Annotated in this window: 14 protein-coding genes; 2 read left to right on the forward strand and 12 right to left on the reverse strand. The window is 45.6% G+C overall.

The window, feature by feature from the left end; translation table 11 throughout:
• Nucleotides 1–105 precede the first annotated feature (105 nt).
• The 7 genes from MKY73_RS22895 to rhaD all read right to left on the reverse strand — a co-directional run bounded on the left by MKY73_RS22895 (nt 106) and on the right by rhaD (nt 12921).
• Nucleotides 106–324, reverse strand: coding sequence for an immunity 17 family protein (locus MKY73_RS22895; RefSeq protein ID WP_339240345.1), 219 nt, complete (start codon nt 322–324; stop codon nt 106–108).
• 132 nt (nt 325–456) lie between these two features.
• Nucleotides 457–5613: a 5'-nucleotidase C-terminal domain-containing protein gene (locus MKY73_RS22900; protein ID WP_339303591.1), complete on the reverse strand. Its 5157-nt coding sequence runs from the start codon at nt 5611–5613 to the stop codon at nt 457–459.
• Between the two features lie 431 nt (nt 5614–6044).
• Entirely contained in the window at nt 6045–7403 is a 1359-nt protein-coding gene (locus MKY73_RS22905; protein ID WP_339303592.1) for an ABC transporter substrate-binding protein, read from the reverse strand.
• A 403-nt stretch (nt 7404–7806) separates the two neighbouring features.
• A complete protein-coding gene (locus MKY73_RS22910; protein ID WP_339303593.1) occupies nt 7807–8628 on the reverse strand; it encodes a carbohydrate ABC transporter permease in 822 nt (273 codons plus the stop codon).
• Complete coding sequence (locus tag MKY73_RS22915; RefSeq protein ID WP_339303594.1) at nt 8625–9587, reverse strand: sugar ABC transporter permease; 963 nt, start codon at nt 9585–9587, stop codon at nt 8625–8627. The genes MKY73_RS22910 and MKY73_RS22915 overlap by 4 nt, the downstream gene beginning before the upstream one ends.
• Nucleotides 9588–9931: 344 nt before the next feature.
• A complete protein-coding gene (locus MKY73_RS22920; protein ID WP_339303595.1) occupies nt 9932–11749 on the reverse strand; it encodes an APC family permease in 1818 nt (605 codons plus the stop codon).
• A gap of 326 nt (nt 11750–12075) precedes the next feature.
• Complete coding sequence (rhaD, locus tag MKY73_RS22925) at nt 12076–12921, reverse strand: rhamnulose-1-phosphate aldolase (protein WP_339303596.1); 846 nt, start codon at nt 12919–12921, stop codon at nt 12076–12078.
• Between the two features lie 435 nt (nt 12922–13356).
• On the opposite strand from rhaD, the gene MKY73_RS22930 reads away from it, so the two are divergent.
• A complete protein-coding gene (locus MKY73_RS22930; protein WP_339303597.1) occupies nt 13357–13704 on the forward strand; it encodes a hypothetical protein in 348 nt (115 codons plus the stop codon).
• A gap of 13 nt (nt 13705–13717) precedes the next feature.
• Entirely contained in the window at nt 13718–14962 is a 1245-nt protein-coding gene (locus MKY73_RS22935) for a hypothetical protein (protein ID WP_339303598.1), read from the forward strand.
• Nucleotides 14963–14997: 35 nt separating this feature from the next.
• Here MKY73_RS22935 and MKY73_RS22940 read toward each other — a convergent pair whose 3' ends face one another.
• The 5 genes from MKY73_RS22940 to MKY73_RS22960 form a co-directional block, all read right to left on the reverse strand.
• Entirely contained in the window at nt 14998–15516 is a 519-nt protein-coding gene (locus MKY73_RS22940) for a GNAT family N-acetyltransferase (protein ID WP_339303599.1), read from the reverse strand.
• Between the two features lie 127 nt (nt 15517–15643).
• Nucleotides 15644–16000, reverse strand: a complete 357-nt coding sequence (locus tag MKY73_RS22945; protein WP_339308704.1) for a DUF3021 family protein — start codon at nt 15998–16000, stop codon at nt 15644–15646.
• Nucleotides 16001–16155: 155 nt separating this feature from the next.
• A complete protein-coding gene (locus MKY73_RS22950) occupies nt 16156–16443 on the reverse strand; it encodes a hypothetical protein (RefSeq protein WP_339240332.1) in 288 nt (95 codons plus the stop codon).
• 188 nt (nt 16444–16631) lie between these two features.
• On the reverse strand, nt 16632–17120 hold the full coding sequence (locus tag MKY73_RS22955; RefSeq protein WP_339303600.1) for a DinB family protein: 489 nt from the start codon (nt 17118–17120) through the stop codon (nt 16632–16634).
• 31 nt (nt 17121–17151) lie between these two features.
• Entirely contained in the window at nt 17152–18087 is a 936-nt protein-coding gene (locus MKY73_RS22960; RefSeq protein ID WP_339303601.1) for a helix-turn-helix domain-containing protein, read from the reverse strand.
• Nucleotides 18088–18133: the final 46 nt, after the last annotated feature.

The following is an 18133-nucleotide window of genomic DNA, read 5'->3' on the forward strand; positions in this document are numbered from 1 at the left end:
AGACGTACTAATTGTTACCTTCTACATTAAAGACTGTGAAACTGAATTATGTACTCAGGCTCTACAAATTTTTTCTTTTCTATTCTTCTCTATTCTTCTCTATTCCTACACTTTATCAATCAGTAGCAGTAATACACCAATGACAATCATGACAACACCGAGAATACCATATACCACTCTTGCGCCCTGCCGTCCAATGGTCTTCACAAAAATCCCTGCTCGAAAACTCTTCATAAACCAGTCCCAATTGTTGATACCACCGAGCAAACTAAAAATTCCTGCCGCGATGGCAAATAGTGCGATTAATACGGGTTGTTCTTGCATTTCGTCAACACTCCTTCAATATAATCCTGTCTACTATACCTTCACTTGGTGAAAATGAACAGGCATTAATTAGTAAAAAAATAGCTCGCAGATGGAAGCCTGCGAGCTGTTCTAAACCGTCTGTATATGCGTTTATTGCTTTTGCAATTCACTTGCTGACAACAGCAAGGTCACCACTTCAGCACGTGTTGCTTCGGCAAGTGGGTTAAATCTATTTTGCCCCGTTCCCTTCACCAGTCCTGCATCATAAGCAGCAGCGATATATGGAACAGCCCATGTTGGTACTTTATCTGCGTCCGCAAAGCTGAGTGCCGGATTGGACTGTACCGGAAGACCGAGTGCTCTGACGAGCATAACCGTCATCTCTACACGGGATACTTTGCCCGATGAACGGAAGGTATCATCCGTATACCCGCTAATGATGCCTTGCTCCACTGCCTGAGCAATAAAGGATTGCGCCCACGTAGGTATGCCAGCAGCATCCTTAAACGTCAATGCCTTATTGCTGGCCGGAAGTTCAAATGCTCTTGCCAGCATAACAATGAATTCAGCACGTGTGGCTGGTGCATTTGGACGGAAGTTACCATCTTGATACCCGTTCACAATTCCCCGGGAAATGGCTTGCTCAATGGCAGCCGTAACCCAGTGATTCCCGATATCTTTCAGGTCTACGACCGGAGTGGTTGGGTTCGTACCTCCTCCATTGCCAGGAACGGCTGGCGTAGTTGGGTTCGTAGGGTTCGTTGGTGTAGTCGGCGTGGTTGGAGTTACCGGCTGAGTAGGTGTTGTAGACCCTCCACCACTGTTACCACTGCCCGGATTACTTCCATTATTGCCGCCACCATTACCAGGATTGCTTCCATTTCCGTCCCCGGGGAGTGGCGCGCCCTTCAGATCCGTACTGCGTCCCTCTGTCACTTGATTAACTGTACCTACACGGTCCAGATGTTCGTGGAAGATTTCATAATCGACCAGATTCAATTCGTAGAACCGATTATCATCTTTCGCCGTTCTCATAGCACGATAGAAGTCTCCACCGTTAGCCATGAATGAATTGGTAGCAACGATATAATACCCGTTCGGATCGATATTCGAGTACGTACCATCTGCATTTTTAATCTGAACTTTGACTACACGTTGACCGACTTGGGTTACGGTGTTGGTTGTGGCATCAATTTTTTCGCCTGGTTTCGTGGAATCGTAGTAGAACCGCATGCCTGCCACTTGCGGGAAGCGCCCTTCTCCCGTTTCCACTCCGCTAACCCCATTTTCCAGCGCGGCTGTGATTTCCTTGCCCGTCATTTTCAACGCAGACAGATTATTCCCGAATGGCATCACAGTCAGGAGATTGCCCAGCGTAATGTCACCTGTCTGGAATGAGGCTCGAATGCCACCGCCGTTCTGGATCGCGACGTATCCTTTGACATCATTCTCCTGCACAATGGATTTCACTTTCTCCAACATGCCGTCGGTCATCAGGTTTCCTAGATTGGTTTCCTGTTTCCGCACAGTACCACGTTCTCCATCCAGGAAGACATTCGTTTTACCAATAACGGTTTTCTTGAATTGTTCCAACAGTGGAGCATATTCTTTCAGCTTGTTAGCGGCTTCCACATCATCAGCATAGACGAATTGGTCGTTAGCATCTTTGGCATCCAGACTCAGCAATTTGCCGTTCCACTTTTTCAATATACCTGCTTCATTAAACGTAACATCCAATTGACCAAGAGATACGTCATATTCACCAGTTTGTACAACCAATGTCGGCTCATCCTGGCTGCCCACCATAATCGGTTCTTTCAGAATGGTATGTGAATGCCCACCTACCACAATATCGATTCCTTCTACGCCCTCAGCTAATTTCAGATCCTCTGAGTAGCCTAAGTGAGTCAAAGCAATGATTTTATTGATACCTTCATTTTGCAGCATCTGTACAGTTGCTTTTGCACTTGCTTTATAATCTACAAACTTCAAGTCATCTCCCGGTGAAGAAAGAGATACTGTGTCCGGTGTCGTCAGTCCGAAAATACCAACTCGTTCACCATTCACTTCCGTAATAATCGCCGGATAGATCTCGGCTTTTTCACCCGGATTCCCGATGTTATTGTTGTACAAACCACTCAAATTCGCATCTTTTGAATAATCAATATTGGCGCTCACAAATGGGAATTCTGCTTTCTCAATATATTCTTTCAGTACGCTCGGACCTTTATCAAACTCATGATTACCAAACGTCATGGCATCGTATCCGATCATGTTCATGAACTCCAGATCAGCCAGACCATTAAACAGATTGAAGTATAATGTGCCTGAGAATACGTCTCCTGCATCCAGCACCAACGTGTTATCATTGCGTGCTTCCTTGATTGCCGTAACTCGGCGCGGAATGTTATCCAGATGCGCATGGGTATCGTTCGTGTGCAGTACGCGCAGGTTGAAGTCCCCTTCTTCCACTGGCTCTCCGATACTTAATTGTGCGAGTAGTGGATCATGGTCACTCACCCGTCCATCCGCTGCCTCAAAATCGGCATTCACATGCACCACTTCGATGGCTGCCGTTTCCGTCAGGTTTTTACTCACCAGAATGTGATCCAGTGTCTGAGAGTTACCGTCATAGATATAGGAGTAGCGCTGATTTTCTGGCAGTTCGTTTACCAGATTGTCCAGTTCATTACCCTCAACAATGTTCAAGGTATTTGAGAATTGGAAGTCATTGAAATCACCGAGAACAGCAACATTTACTTCAGGGTCTTTGTTCAGTAAATCTTTCACAAAGCCATTCACCAATGCAGCTTGCTTCGCACGTTGAACTTCACTGCTTCGAGTGGCAGGCTGTATGCTTCCAAACGGTTTCAGGTCTCCGCCTTTGGAATTGAAGTGGTTGGCAATCACCACTACACGTTCACCATTGAATTCAAATTCCGCGGCAAGCGGTTTGCGAGAGCTGGCGAACGCCTCGTCACCCGGTGCAATGCGACCCGGATTATTGGAGAGACTGCCATCTGCTTTGACTGTGATCGCTGTTGTCGCATTTCCTTTTCCGATACCAGTAGCCAACGATACACGAGTCGGTTGATACAGAAATCCTACACGAATATTGGCACCTGGTGCTCCGCCATCCTTGTTATTTTCCGGAGATATCTCACTGTATCGATATGTTGGTCCGTTGTTCGCTTTGATTGCATCAATTAGAGTCTGAAAACTCTCATTAGCTGCTGTAGTACCTGTGTCGGCATCGCCATCGTTATCCTGAACTTCCATAATGCCAATGATGTCTGGCGTTTTCAGATTACCCACGATGATTTTGCCGATTTTATTGGCTCGAGTTGCATCTTTTTTGCTGAAATTCTCCACATTAAACGTGGCGATGGTCAGTTTGTCTGCTGCTTTCTCAATGGAAGTAGTCGCTTGCTTCGTCGTTCCCGGGATAACTACTGGCAAATTCCCTTCAGGACTCACTTTGAAATTACCACTAGAATATGTCATTACTCCAATTACGTTACCATCCAACTTATCGCCTGTTTTTACTGCTTTGGAAGGTTTCTTGCCGATAAACAGACGCTGCGGATTGAGATCACTCTCATTTACACCTTTCTTGTTATCGGTCAGAATAACACCACCATTAGGCGTGCGAAGTGGATTATTCTCACCATTATCCACAACGACGGCCAGACCCGGTTGACTGGAGTATGGACCTATTATTTCAGGCTTTTCCAGTTCAACACGCATGCCTTCCAAACTTTCATAGAAGTCTATAGCATCCGTCTCGGGATTAAATTCTGCAAAAGAATCCGAGTCAATCACTGTTGGAATGATTCGTCCATTGACACCCAACTTCACAGGTGCAGGTAAATCGACCTTATCTAACACTTTTACAATAGTATTTGCTGTAATTTGCGTGGTGGTTAATTCGTTAACCGCCCCATATTCCGTAACTTTGCCGGATACCTTCACCTGGTTGCCAACAATAACCCCATGACTCGGTTTATATACCTGAATGGCTTCGGAGGTTCGAACATCATCGTCAATCTCACCTGGGAGCTCTTGCATGTAAAAACTGCTTGTACCGACGGAAGTAACAATGCCTTCGATATCCTTAACATCGTATCCGTTAAAAACAGAGGTATGTCCTGCGCCCTGAATATCATGGATACGCAAGTTTTCTTTATCAGGAAGTACTTGATACGTAAAGGTGTACACTGCACTGGATTGTCCATTAAGAATGGCAACGGCCTTGATTACGATGTCTTGATCAATCACTATTGGACTACTATACACGGTGGAAGAAGAAGTAGGCTCTGTATTATCCATTGTGTAATGTACAATTGCACCCTTGGCTGGAGAGGTTAATGTGACTTCATTGTTTCGGGGAATCCCGCCAGATGGAACACTTGCCATCACAGACAGGCTATTTTCTACAACATCTGCGGCTGTTCTAGGCAAAATCTCTAAACCGTAATTACTGTTGAAGGTCAGAACACCTTGCACATATTCGTAGGTTTTGCCGACAGTTAGCGCGGTAGGCGAGTTTTTGGCATAAATCGTAATCTCAGCACCATCACTATCCGTAGCGTAGAATGTCGAACTACTACCACGTGTTACCTGAATATCTCTTACTTCGACAAACATTCCCTCATACTTTTCGCCTGCACCTTTGTTACTCTGATCTGCTGGTCTTACAAAGTCTGTGGACACCATATTTTTAGGTTCGGGGATTGTTACATTTTGCTCAGTTACCTTGATGTATCCTTCGGTGAAACCTGACTTATCCTTCTCGATCTGGACGAGTCCGCTGTAATGGGTTATTGGACCATACACTTCTATTCGATCCCCCACCTCAACTTGATTCTTCGCTCGGACTACAATGCCAGCTTCTTCGTCTTGGATATAATAATTTGTGAATTCTCCGGAGAGTTCACTGTACGTTACGACACCTGAGACGGCTACATTTGTATTTGGTGCAAGTATTCGCGCATCTGCAATGGATATGATTCCAGTCCCGTCTGCCTCCTGCACTTCTGAGTTATCCGTCTCAGCTGGTTCCTCACTTTCAGATCCATCAAAAACATCATCTTCATTGGTCGGTGACTCTTGGTCTGACAACTCTTCAGTTGGGACAGCATCTGGTATGGAGATCTCCTGATCACTTGTTTGTGGCTCTTCCGTTACTACACTTTCCTCTTCAGCATATGCGGTGCTACTTAATCCGCCTATTGGTGCTGCACCTGTAACGACAAGAACGAAAACCAGAAACCCTTGAACCCAACGTTTCACTTGCTTGTTGTTCATTCGTCCTACCCCCATGTTTTCAACTTGACAATCATTTGTTCAGACAGCTTGTACATTAGTTCAAATATAAGATAACTGAATAAGCGACCTGTGTAAATAATATTTCTTCGTTATGAAAGAAAATAGAACATATACATTACAAAAATAAACAAAATCACATCATTCTCTGTCATATAGGACTAATAACGGGTACTAATTGTGACTTTTTGAACCTTATATCTACCATGCCTGTGCATAAAAAACTAATTTGCGTTATTTAAACTAACATACAAAGTGTAAAGCATATCTTCTTTCGACATTTTGTGATGACACATACGACTCCATACATCATGAAAAATCCAACTTAAGTCTCACAGGGTCAAATTCATAAAATCATAAAGACACGACGATCAGGAATGATCGCCGCATCTTTATTTTGAGTTAGTCTACAATTATTTCTTCACCGTACTGTTATACTGCGCAATTTTGTCGGTAATTTGTTTGGCTGCTGCATCCAATGCTTCTTGTGGTGTACCTTGTCCATTCAGAACCGTTTCAATCGCTCCTTCGACAAGTTGTCGCGCTTCAGGGAATACACCCATTAATGCCCCGGATGTTGCTGTCGAATCCGCGGAAGCGTGTAATTGATCGACGGCTGTCTGGAATTGCGGGTACTTCGCCATATTATCCTTTAATACTTGCTCATTGTAAGCTGCTGTCGTAATAGGGAAGTATCCTGTCGCAACGCTCCAGTTCGCTTGTACCTCTGGTGTAGCCAAGTATTTGATGAATTCCCATGCCGCTTGTTGTTGTGCTTCTGATTTGTTATTCATAATGTACAAGCTTGCTCCACCCACCACAACGCCGCCTTCTTTGGCATCCACTGGACGAGGCAGGAAGCCTGTTCCCAGTTCAAACTTGCCACCTGAACCTTCTACGATTTTACGCAGGCCAGCCGTGGAATCCAGAGTCATACCAATCTGCTGAGCTGTAAATGCTGCTGTTGTATCGTCTGTGCTACGTCCCAGATTGGAGAGGGTTTTCTCGTCGATCATCTTTTTCCACCACGTTAACGTCTTCACTCCTGCTTCGGAATTCAACAGAGACTCTGTAGCGGCTTCTGTTCTTCCGTTACCATTGTTTACATAATCTGCATTCTGGTTTGCAAAGAACTGTTCCATAAACCAGCCATAGATCGCCATGGATGCACCCGGCTTTCCGTCTTTTGCGAGTGCTTTTGCAGCTTGCTCAAACTCTTCATACGTCTTTGGCGGGTTCTCCGGGTCCAGACCTGCTGCTTTGAACATATCCTTGTTGTAATACAGAATCGGGTTGGATGTGTTAAACGGCATGGCGTTCAATTTGCCATCAATCGTGTAGTATCGGATGATGTTTGGCTCCAGTTGGGACAGATCGAACTGATCCTTGTCGATGAACTGTTGTACCGGCGTAATCATGCCTGAATCAATCATGAACTTGCTGCCGATCTCGTAGACCTGGATAATGTCAGGACCGCTGTCTGAGCCCATGGATGCTTTGAGTTTGTTCAGACTCTCATCGTACTTCCCTTGATAGATGGGCTTCACCTGAATGTCCGGATGACTTGCGTTAAAATCAGAGGCGAGCTGATTAATGGCTTTCTCCCCAGCCCCGGACATGGAGTGCCACCATGTCAATTGTGTTGTTTCCGCTGCGGCGGCATCTGCTTGAGCTCCACTCGCCGGGCTGCTTGATTCCGCTTTTGTTCCGCAAGCTGAGATAACCAACATGAGTGCTGCCAGCATTAATGCAAATGTTCCTCTTTTTTTCAACCGAAATCGCTCTCCTTTTATATGGCTCGCGTAATCATAAAATCTTGGGGATGACGCGGTATGGCCGTTACGGTTACGAATCGTTCTTTTGATCGCTGTTATCCCCGGATTTCTTTTCATTCCTCTTTCAAGGGGAAAATCCGGGGATAAAGGCGAACGCTCCGCTTCTTCAGATTCGATTTCGTCCCCTCCACTACTACCGTCGTTCATTTCAACATCTTATTTGAAGTACGAGCCTCTTTTATTCGCTCCTGGTATCCAGTTCTTTGACCTTGTACGAAGATACAAGGTTTAATCAAAATCTTTATTCAAAACCTTTTGTTCAGAACCTTTAGATTAAAGACTTAAGATCAAATCCTTCAGATCTTCCATTACACTTATTGACTTGCAGAACCTTCTGTCCTTACCCCTTCAATGCGCCTGCGGCCATTCCGCGGACAAGCTGTTTCAACCCGAAGATCAGGAGTAGTAAGGATGGTAGAATCACCATTGCGGTTCCGGCAAATACCAGATTCCACGCGGTGGATTCCTGGAACTCCAGCATGGAGATCCCGATCTGTGCGGTTCTCATCTCCGGTGTATTGGTCACCAGCAGCGGCCAGAGATACGAATTGTACATGCTTAAGAATGAATAGATTGCCAGTGTACCCAGTGCCGGACGGGACAATGGCAGAACATGCGATATGAAATAACGAATATGACCACAACCGTCGATCCTCGCTGCTTCGAACAACTCCTTGGGCAGCTGCATGAAGAACTGTCTGAGCAGGAATGTACCAAACGCCGTTGCCAGAAATGGAACCGTAAGCCCCTGGTAACTATCCAGCCAGCCCCAGCTGCGAACCGTGAGGTAATTCGGGATCATCGTCACTTCCCATGGAATCATCATCGTAGCGACAAACATGCTGAAAATAACGTTTTTGCCTTTGAACTGCATTTTCGCAAAAGCATAGGCTGCCATACTCGCTGTAATCAATTGACCAAGTGTAGTCAGTCCTGCGACAAAAAAGGTATTGCCGATAAATCGACCGATCGGAACAATATCGAATACTTCGCTAAAGTTGGACAGATCGATGGAATTCGGAATGATATGCGGCGGATAAGCGCTCGCATCTTCCGGCGTCATCACAGCCATGAAAAAGGTGTACATCACCGGATACAGTACCAGTGCTGCACAGATTGTCAGTAGTCCATACAACAGCGTTTTGGTCCATGTCGCACTCATTGGTAATGCACTTTCCTTTCCACCCATTTGAACTGGATCAGGGTCAGCAGCATAATCACCACGAACAGGATCAGTGCCTGCGCACTACCTGTACCAAAGCGGAAATTAACGAAAGCTTCCTGATAGATGGAATAGACGAACACATTCGTACTCTCCATCGGGCCACCCCGGGTTAGAATGTTGATCTGACCGAACGATTGAAAAGCGCCAATGATCGATACGACCGTAACAAAAAATAACGTTGGTGACAGGAGCGGCATCGAGATTTTGCGAAACGTCAGCAATGGTCCTGCACCGTCCATCTTGGCGCTCTCGTAAATCTCATCCGGGATGCCTGCCAAACCACTGGATAGAATAATGTAGTTGAATCCAAGGTTCATCCAGATTGTCATGATGGAAATCGAGATCAATGCCCAATCCGGGCTGGTAAGCCAGGGGATTGGGTCAATGCCTACTTTGCCAAGCAGATAATTCAGCATGCCAAGGGTCGGATGGAATAGAAACTTCCAGATCACGGCTGACGAACCGACGGATAATACCACGGGCAGAGAGAACACAAATTGGAATACACGCATACCCTTGAAACGGTTGTGAGTCAGTGCAGCCAGAATCAGAGCGGCCAGCATACCCGTAGGTACTGTAAACAGGACAAATAGTAATGTCACTTTCATGCCTTGCATAAACAGCCCCGATTGGAACACCGCCTTGAAGTTATCCAGTCCTACATAAGCTGCAATCTGCCCCGTCGGATCTGTGGAATGCAGACTGAGGTACATGGACTTAAACATCGGGTAAAACAGAAACACTGCAAACAAAAGCAGCGATGGTGCCAGGAAACCATAGGCCAGCAGATTCTCCCGCATTCGCTGCACACGCAGCGAGGTTGCCCGGCGCTCACTCGTACCGGATACACGCCGTTTGGCCGCGGGCAAGCTGATCCGGTTATCAAGCTCACTCATCGGATTTTCTTCCCCCTTGTTTCACGCATTCAGTGTGTGTGAAAGGTTACATCCACTTCAGCACCACGTTATCTAGTGTAAGCGTCGAATGTCACAGCAAAATTCATTCTGAATCAACGTAACGTTAATCATGGACAAGGGACTTTACGTAAATGTGCATCCATTAGAAAGCGGTATCCAGACCGGATTACACGACAAAAAAACCGCATGAACTCTCCTTTAAGGAGATATCCCTGCGGTTCGATGTGTTAATGGAATATGAACGTATACCTATTAAAGAACGTGACTCATTTTACATTAATCTGTAAATCTTCCAAACGAGGTGAAGCGTTGAACCGTTCGAGTTAACGATTAAGATGATATGGCACCGTGGTGACAATCACGTCTTTGTAATTGATCAGATAGGCCCGGATCATGAAGCTGGTCTGGTTGTGCAGTACATTTTGCCACCAGTGCTTGGTGATGAATTGCGGAATCAATACGGTGATGTGATCGGTCTCGGCCGTTTTCCACTCTACGGTATCAATGAATTTCTTCAGCGGCCCCATAATACTGCGGTATCTCGATTTGATCACGACCAGACGAACACCTGGATTCCACTCCTCCCACTTCTGCTCCATCTTACGTATGGCCTCATCATCGAATCCAATATACAGCGCGACCACGTGATCCGACATCGTCTGCGCATAACTGATCGTATTCATGACGACCCGGGTAATGCCTGCAACGGGAATGATGATGGTATTGCCTTTTTTGGCTGGCTTATCCACCTGGATATCAATCCGCAGCTCATCGGCAATGTTGCAATAGTGACGGTGAATACGCATGAACACATAGACAACAACCGGCAAAAAGATAAAAATGACCCATGTCTGCGTGAACTTAGTGAAAATAAAGATCAGGGTGATCGATAATGTAGTCAGCATACCGATCGTATTCACGAGCAATTTCATCTGCCAGCCAGATGGTTTGACTTTGATCCAACGAATCATCATACCGAGCTGTGACAGGGTAAATGGAATGAACACCCCTACCGCATAGAGCGGAATCAGGCTTTCCGTATTTCCTTTGAACCCGACCACCAGCAACGCAGACATCACACTAAGAAAAATGATGCCGTTCGAGAAACCAAGGCGATCTCCTCTGACCATAAATGCATGTGGCATGTATTTGTCCTTCGCCATCATGAAGGATAACAGCGGAAAAGCCGAATACGCTGTGTTGGCTGCCAGGAACAGGATCAGAGCTGTTACACCCTGGATGATAAAATACATCGTGCCCCTGCCAAATGTCGCTTCAGCAATCTGGGAAATGACCGTTGCTTTGGGATCAGGCTTCACCCCGTACCCATAAGCCAGTAAGGTGATGCCGATAAACATGGCTCCCAATATACAACCCATAAGCAGTAACGTACCCGCGGCATTTTTCTCGGCGGGCTGCTTGAAGTTCGGGATCGCGTTACTTACCGCTTCCACGCCAGTCAAGGCAGAACAGCCGGAGCTGAATGCTTTCAATAACAAAAACATACTCACATGGGATAGACTTGTTCCGAATTCAGGTGCAGCTGCTTCCATCCCCCCGGCAAGAAACTTGACTCCGCCCGAGATAATCAGAACCGCAATCGAAAAGATAAACAGATAGATGGGGATCGCCAGCACAGACGCCGACTCCGTCACTCCCCGTAAATTCATAATCGTTAGAAAAATAATCATAATGAGTGCAATCACAACACTGTAGTCATGCAGCATAGGAAAAGCCGACGTAATCGCATCCGTGCCTGCGGACGAACTTACCGCAACGGTCAGAATATAATCGACCAGCAGAGATCCTCCGGCAATCAGACTGGATGTTGTACCCAGGTTATCCTTGGCTACGATATAAGCGCCGCCCCCTGTTGGATAAGCAAATATCGTCTGGCGATAGGAAAAAATTAAAATGACGAGTAATCCCAGCACGGCGATCGAAATTGGAACAGAGTACCACAGGGCGGCGAATCCGGCCGCAACGAGCACCAGCAAAATCTGTTCCGTACCGTAGGCAACGGACGATAGGGCATCCGAGGACAGGATGGCGAGCGCCTTCCATTTCCCCAATTTTTCTCCATCCAGTTCAGCCGATTTCATTGGCTTGCCTATTAAGATTCTCTTCATTTTGCCAAGCATGATCATAACTTCCTTCCATCTCTCATCTGTGAAGCATTGTTATTATGCAAAATCGCAGAGCCATTGACAATACGTCATTTCACCCGAATTTCGCCAGCGTGTGATAATGCATTCTACGATTCAATAATCGATAACAAAGCCATTCTTGTTCAGCAATTTGAACTTTTTTGAACCAAAATGACGTTTGCTCGTCAAAAAAAAGGAAATGACCTTCGGTTCAATGAACCAAAGACCACTTCCTTGATCTATGCGTTGACTGTACAGCAATGTAATTTCCCTGCATCTGCCTTGTCCAGACCTGTGCAGCTCCCTTATTCAGCTTATATTTAGCTGCCGAGAATGCCGGGACGAGGAGTGACACCAAACGCTTGCGCCAGGGTGATCAGCTGCTCATCCGTAATTCTCTGCCGGATCTCGTGACCAGCAACCAGCATATACACCTGTGCTGCCTTCTCAATGGTCTCAATCAGACCAAAAGCCTCGTCAATCGTTGTACCTGTTCCAAAGATGCCATGTTGCGGCCAGATGACCGCGTGGTATTCTTTCATTTTCTCCGCCGTTTCGCGGCCTATCTCGTTCGACCCAGGAATCATCCATGGAATAATGCCAATGCCATCCGGGAATACAACTACACACTCGGTGCACATCTGCCAGAGGGTCTTCGTAAATTTGGCCTCATCCAATTCGTGGATAAACGTCATGGCCAATACATGAGTGGCATGGTTGTGCATGACAACCCGATGGTTCGGGTCTAATTTCAGACGTTCAATATGGCTCATGAAATGCGTAGGTAATTCACTGGTTGGATTCGCCCCCGACTTCAATCCCCAGAGCACTTCCAGCTCCTGCCCATCTTGCGATACACGCAGCAATCCCAGATTGCTCTCGGGATCAGCGAGTACATTTTTGAAATATTTGCCCGATGCCGTCACGATAAAATACTTGCCTGCCAGCTCCTGCACCGAAAATGCCGGTTTGATCTTACGGATCACATGATGGATATCGATATATTGGGCTACTTCCTCTTCCTCCAGCAGATAGCTGACATTGCCTCCATTGCGCTCATCCCAGCCATTCTTCCACATATGCTGTGTAATCTCCGCCATCTCTCGAACAAATGGAATAACGAAACCTGCAGCCAGTGTGTTGTCGTTGGTAAGGGTCACGTTCATGATCAATCTCTCCTTATATTAAAAATCATAAGCTTGCCACGCACATAGTAAGTTCTTTTTTTCACATTCATTATACCTTTGTTTATCTTTGACAGTCAATGACAAACAAAGAAATAATCTTTTATTTATTTTTGTTTAGTTTTGTTTATTTGAAAATAAAACAAAAAAAATACCCCACCGGCGCCCGGCGGGGTCATTCACACATCTATTTAACACGAGAAGGGGTTTACAAGAGTTATCATACCTCCGCTACCTTAATAGAAGCTGAAAGCGAAATAAAAAAAGCATGAAAACATACATCCTCTTGAGACAGGGGTTCAGTACCTTCTTTACTTTCAGTACATATGTCTCTCAGTCCAAACTATTTCGTCTACTCTAGCATATGCTATTCTAGCTTTTCTCAGGAAAAGACATTCATAAAAAGGAGATGAACCTATGGCAGTCCTTTCTACCGGCCCAATCGAGAATAACCTCTCTGGTGGCAGCAGGCCTACGCAACAAGTCACCATCAAAATGGTCAACACCGATTCTATCAATACGTCCAATATACTCATTGAAGGTTATTCTCTTAATGGAACGCGGACATTATATGTTCAACAATCGGTCAATCTGAATCCCGGACAAGTCTTCTCCCAAACCTATTACGCCAACCTGAATGGATACGAATATGTATTTACCACGGGTGGAGATGCAGCTGCGTTAACCGAAATTTCAGTGTGGGGCAAGAACAACACTGGGCAACTATCGACAGCACATCGTATTGTTTTGAAGGAATTACTCTAAAGGGGGAATTATAATGGCTACAATATCATCTGGTCCCATTGACAACACTGTATTTACTGGACAAAGGGCCACCCAGACAGTAACGATCAAAATTGATAATGCCGATCCAGTTAACTCCTCAAATGTTCTTATCGAAGGATATGTTCTGGACGGAACACGTACCTTATATGTACTGGAATCTATAACAGTTGGACCCAATGCAGTTGCCACCCGGAACTACTATGGCAACCTGAATGGCTTCGAGTTTATTTTCACCACTGGCGGCTTGGCAGAAAGCTCAACGGAAATCTCCATGTGGGGTAAAAATAACACTGGACAATTGGTCGCTGCCCACCGACTGGTAACTTCTGAGTTACTTGGTGCTGAAGGCGGAACTCCCAACTTCGAGTGGGGACAGACGATCTACTGGGCTGATTCGAGTGCTCCAGGACCGGGCACCGGATCACCTTTTGATCCCTTTAATTCTCTCCAGGCTGCTATTGATGCAGCGACAAATAGTCCACTTGCGGTTACTTTTGGCATGAGAGCCCGTCTAATTATTCTCATTGCTGGCAATTCATCCTTCAATGAGGATATTGTCATTCCACCAGCAAGGCATGTGCAGCTTCTGGGTCTAGGTCCATGGCAACTGGGCAACTCTGATCTGGCCAACTTTGCTTCTTCCATCCCCCGCAACGTCACGATCCAAACGAGCCAGGCTGCAGAAGATGTCTATCTGGTTCAAGGGCCTGCATTTGATGCTCGTCCTGTTACGGTCATAGGAACGTTTAATGACGGCACGTCCGTCAGCACACACACCAACTATACTGACGGGGCCATTATAAGCGGTGATGTCATTTTTCAGAACGTTGCTCCGGTTGACCCGTTCACAACCATTGAGTTTCAACTGCTCAATGCCCGAGTCGTGGGTAATATCGTACAATCCGGTCATATGGGCAATCTGAACACGTACCTGTATCACAGTCGCATCAACACCATGGTCCATACCGGTTTGAATATTCAACGCATGGTAGACAGTGTGTCAGACAGTACCATTAACGTTAGAGGATACTCTCACATTACCAATTCCACAATGAATGGCAATGTGACAGTTACACTCGCCTTGAGTGACGTCCCGCCAACAGGCATATTCAGCAGTCAATTTGGGACGATTACCTGGACAGGACCTTTAACACTGGATACCGCCTCCAACTATTATTTTGTGAACAGCGGCTCTACACTTGTGGGAACCAAAACCGTATTATTCAGCATCGCCTAACAAGCAACCCCTGTCCTCCATTGGTCAGGGGTTGCTTATTTTCGCAGCATATATGATGGATGCATATTTCCGGTGGGTTCATAGCGTTCATCACCTGTATACTCGAATCCCAGCTTGATCAAGATATGACGTGACACTTCATTATCCGGATGATGTCCGGCAAACAGTGCCTTCACGTTCTTTTCGTCAAACGCATAATTAATCACCGCCTGTGCAGCTTCCTGCGCATACCCTTTCCCCCAGTGATCCCGGGTTAGATGAAATCCCAGTTCATAGATATCCTCTTCTGGCGAATACGGACGCAGACCGCAGCAACCAACAAACACCTCCGATTCTTTCTCAAAGAAAGGCCAATACTGCACCCCCGATTCCTTCTGCCTTTGAATCTCCTGTGTTAATCTCGCTTCTACTTCATCCTCACTCAGCGATCCATTACTGCTAATCCATTTGGCAACCTCATGATCGCCCCAAAGCGCAAATGCCAGTGCACGATCCCCTTCGTTCCATGTCGCACACTCCAGCCGTTCGGTTTCAAATAAAATGGTTCTGTTCATTATCGACTAACCTCCTGTATGCCAACACAAGTCTGTGTGCCGTCTATACCTTAGATTAATCGAATAACTGCCAAAGTAAACAAACCTGTATAAAGCACTACTAAAGTTTAATGGTAATACGCATTTATTATGACCAAGAAAAAATTTTGGCTAACGCAAACAGTGCAGACCATAGAATGAGCCCAACAAAAACAAAAATCAAAAAAATTATAAATGCATCGGCTACAGATGTAATCGCAAACCAGCCACTTAGTATAAGGATAGGATAAATTGTTACAACCATCACCATAAAATGAACAGCGCTTTGTTTAGTCAAACTCCAATGTTCTATGTTATAGATAACGGATGCAGCACCGATAAAAAGAGCGATTAGGCTTGCAACAAATGTACCTTTAGCATCAGAAAACTTCCCTTGAGAATAAAGTAATAGAGCAATCATGCTCATAATGACGAATGGTATTCCACCTCTTAAGAGTGCTTTCATAACCAAGATTCTCACCTTCTTTCTTGAAGTAAAATTAGTTCATTATTTGAACTTATACAGTCCATATTACTTTAAATCTATGTTTATTCATCAAAAAAAAGAAAAACCCCTGTCGACAAGATGTCCGACAGAGGTTCAACAAGTACATTACATCATTAGAAATCAGATGTTGCAATTTGAATCGTACCCGTAGATGCACCAGCTGCACTAGTCAATAACGCAGCGACGAGCAGCAAGTCTACAGACAGTGTAAGGCTGTTGCCTGCAGGGATCAAATACGTGATTACCGGTGCATTCACACGAGTAACAACCAGGTCAACTGCGAACGGACCAAAGTTGTTAACCGTAATACTCGCATTGGTTCCTCCAGTCAGATCTTCGTAGTACGACTTGCCCACACTTGGATCCAAATTGTAAATCTGTTGCGGTAAAAGGATGGCCATTTGAAATCACCTCCTTTTGCTTTGATACGATATTCTATGTTTGAAATCTATTAAAGCAACGGTGAATTACCCTTGTCATAATGTCCATTTTTAATAGACTCCGTAGATTGATAGACGACTGTACGCCAAAAGCCCCACCGGAACATTCGATGGAGCCAACTAAGCTTATTTTGATATTATAAGTTTAACTACGCATACAGCATGTAGAAATTTAATTCATGCCCCTGCTGCTTGAGGTAGTTATAGAGCTGTGAACGGTGGTGGAACACATGCGTTAACGTTTCAATCTGCCATTGTGCCTGCAAGTGACCGTGTTCCATATAGAAAGCTTTGGTAGAGCGGTTCAGATAATCTTCTTCACTTAATCCTGTGATATAGGCTTTGTAGGATTCGAAATTGCTCCACAACGTTGCTTCCAGCTTCTCGATATCCTGAATCCCGGACAAGCTATTCTCCACCAGACCAACCTCTGCTTCACCTTTCTCCTTCATAATGGCAAGATCCGATGCCGTGATCTGGATAAAATGATGTACAAGCTCCACCAATGAACGCATATTCTCCTGTGGACGATACGACCAATCCTCCGGACGGATCAATCGAATTAACGAAGCCCCTGTCCGTACGCCTGTTTCCAGTTCATTTAACAAATGATCCCGAATCTGCAATGTTCCATTCATATATGATGTCTCCCTTATCTTTTATTCTCACTCATGATCTTAGTATAACTGAAGACTCTACAGATCTATTGTACAAATCGGACAACATCCTGCCATGCTCTCTGGCTGCCGTCAACGGAGTCTCTCCATAAAACTTGCGAAATTGCCGAATCAGATGGGCTTGGTCAAAAAAACCATGATTCTGGGCAAGCATGGCCCAGTCTGCCGTGTTCCCCTGATGAATATCGCTCAGTACACGATGAAAACGAACCACCTCACTGAATCGTTTGGGGCTGATTCCGACCCATTCCGAGAATCTGCGATGCAACTGCCGTTCACTGATCACTTCACGCATTGCCAGCTCCTGGACACTCATACGTCCCCCATCTATAAAAATACGGTGCAACACGTTTTTCATCAGATCGTTCTCGGATGTGCTAGCCTGCACGGACAACGGACTCAAGTACGCGTTCATAACCTCTACTCGCTCTGCAAAACTATTCGTTTCAGCCATCCGTTCCTGAAGCTCGTTCAGCCCCTCCGGCCAACATTCCTGTAGGGCAACTCGCTTATCCGTAAACCACTCCAGAGGCATGCCATGGAAGACATGCGCTCCACCTGGGAAGAACCGGACACCAAAAGTATAATCTCCAGCAGGAGGACCATCATCAGATGGCTCAGGTATAGTGAATGGTTGTGTATAATTGCCACAATATGCATAGGCGTGCTCTGAACGGACGGGATCGTATGTAATCAGCATGTCCGTGCAACCATCCGGCAATACCCGGGCAGGTACTGTCGTCATTGATCGCTCTGGACCCTCTGCCTTAACAACATCTTCATATGTGCTTGAAAGAGATCCAGATTCCCAATAACAGGCCACATATGCCATCAAGCCAGTAGCAGGTATTTTCTCAACATAATAACTGTTCGAATACGTTCCATTCATCTGAATCGGCTTAAACAACGGGTGCAAGCTGTGATCCACTATGCAATCCTCCGATCACTAGAGTTGGTTACACATTATGTATTCA

This window comes from Paenibacillus sp. FSL R5-0519, assembly GCF_037974275.1.
Lineage (GTDB): Bacteria > Bacillota > Bacilli > Paenibacillales > Paenibacillaceae > Paenibacillus.

Coding starts and splice junctions, on each gene's coding strand:
- MKY73_RS22895 (WP_339240345.1), bottom strand. CDS start 324: ATGCAAGAACAACCCGTATTAATCGCACTATTTGCCATCGCGGCAGGA.
- MKY73_RS22920 (WP_339303595.1), bottom strand. CDS start 11,749: ATGCTTGGCAAAATGAAGAGAATCTTAATAGGCAAGCCAATGAAATCG.
- MKY73_RS22955 (WP_339303600.1), bottom strand. CDS start 17,120: ATGAATGGAACATTGCAGATTCGGGATCATTTGTTAAATGAACTGGAA.
- MKY73_RS22945 (WP_339308704.1), bottom strand. CDS start 16,000: ATGAAAGCACTCTTAAGAGGTGGAATACCATTCGTCATTATGAGCATG.
- MKY73_RS22940 (WP_339303599.1), bottom strand. CDS start 15,516: ATGAACAGAACCATTTTATTTGAAACCGAACGGCTGGAGTGTGCGACA.
- MKY73_RS22910 (WP_339303593.1), bottom strand. CDS start 8,628: ATGAGTGCGACATGGACCAAAACGCTGTTGTATGGACTACTGACAATC.
- MKY73_RS22935 (WP_339303598.1), top strand. CDS start 13,718: ATGGCTACAATATCATCTGGTCCCATTGACAACACTGTATTTACTGGA.
- MKY73_RS22915 (WP_339303594.1), bottom strand. CDS start 9,587: ATGAGTGAGCTTGATAACCGGATCAGCTTGCCCGCGGCCAAACGGCGT.
- MKY73_RS22900 (WP_339303591.1), bottom strand. CDS start 5,613: ATGAACAACAAGCAAGTGAAACGTTGGGTTCAAGGGTTTCTGGTTTTC.
- MKY73_RS22930 (WP_339303597.1), top strand. CDS start 13,357: ATGGCAGTCCTTTCTACCGGCCCAATCGAGAATAACCTCTCTGGTGGC.
- rhaD (WP_339303596.1), bottom strand. CDS start 12,921: ATGAACGTGACCCTTACCAACGACAACACACTGGCTGCAGGTTTCGTT.
- MKY73_RS22950 (WP_339240332.1), bottom strand. CDS start 16,443: ATGGCCATCCTTTTACCGCAACAGATTTACAATTTGGATCCAAGTGTG.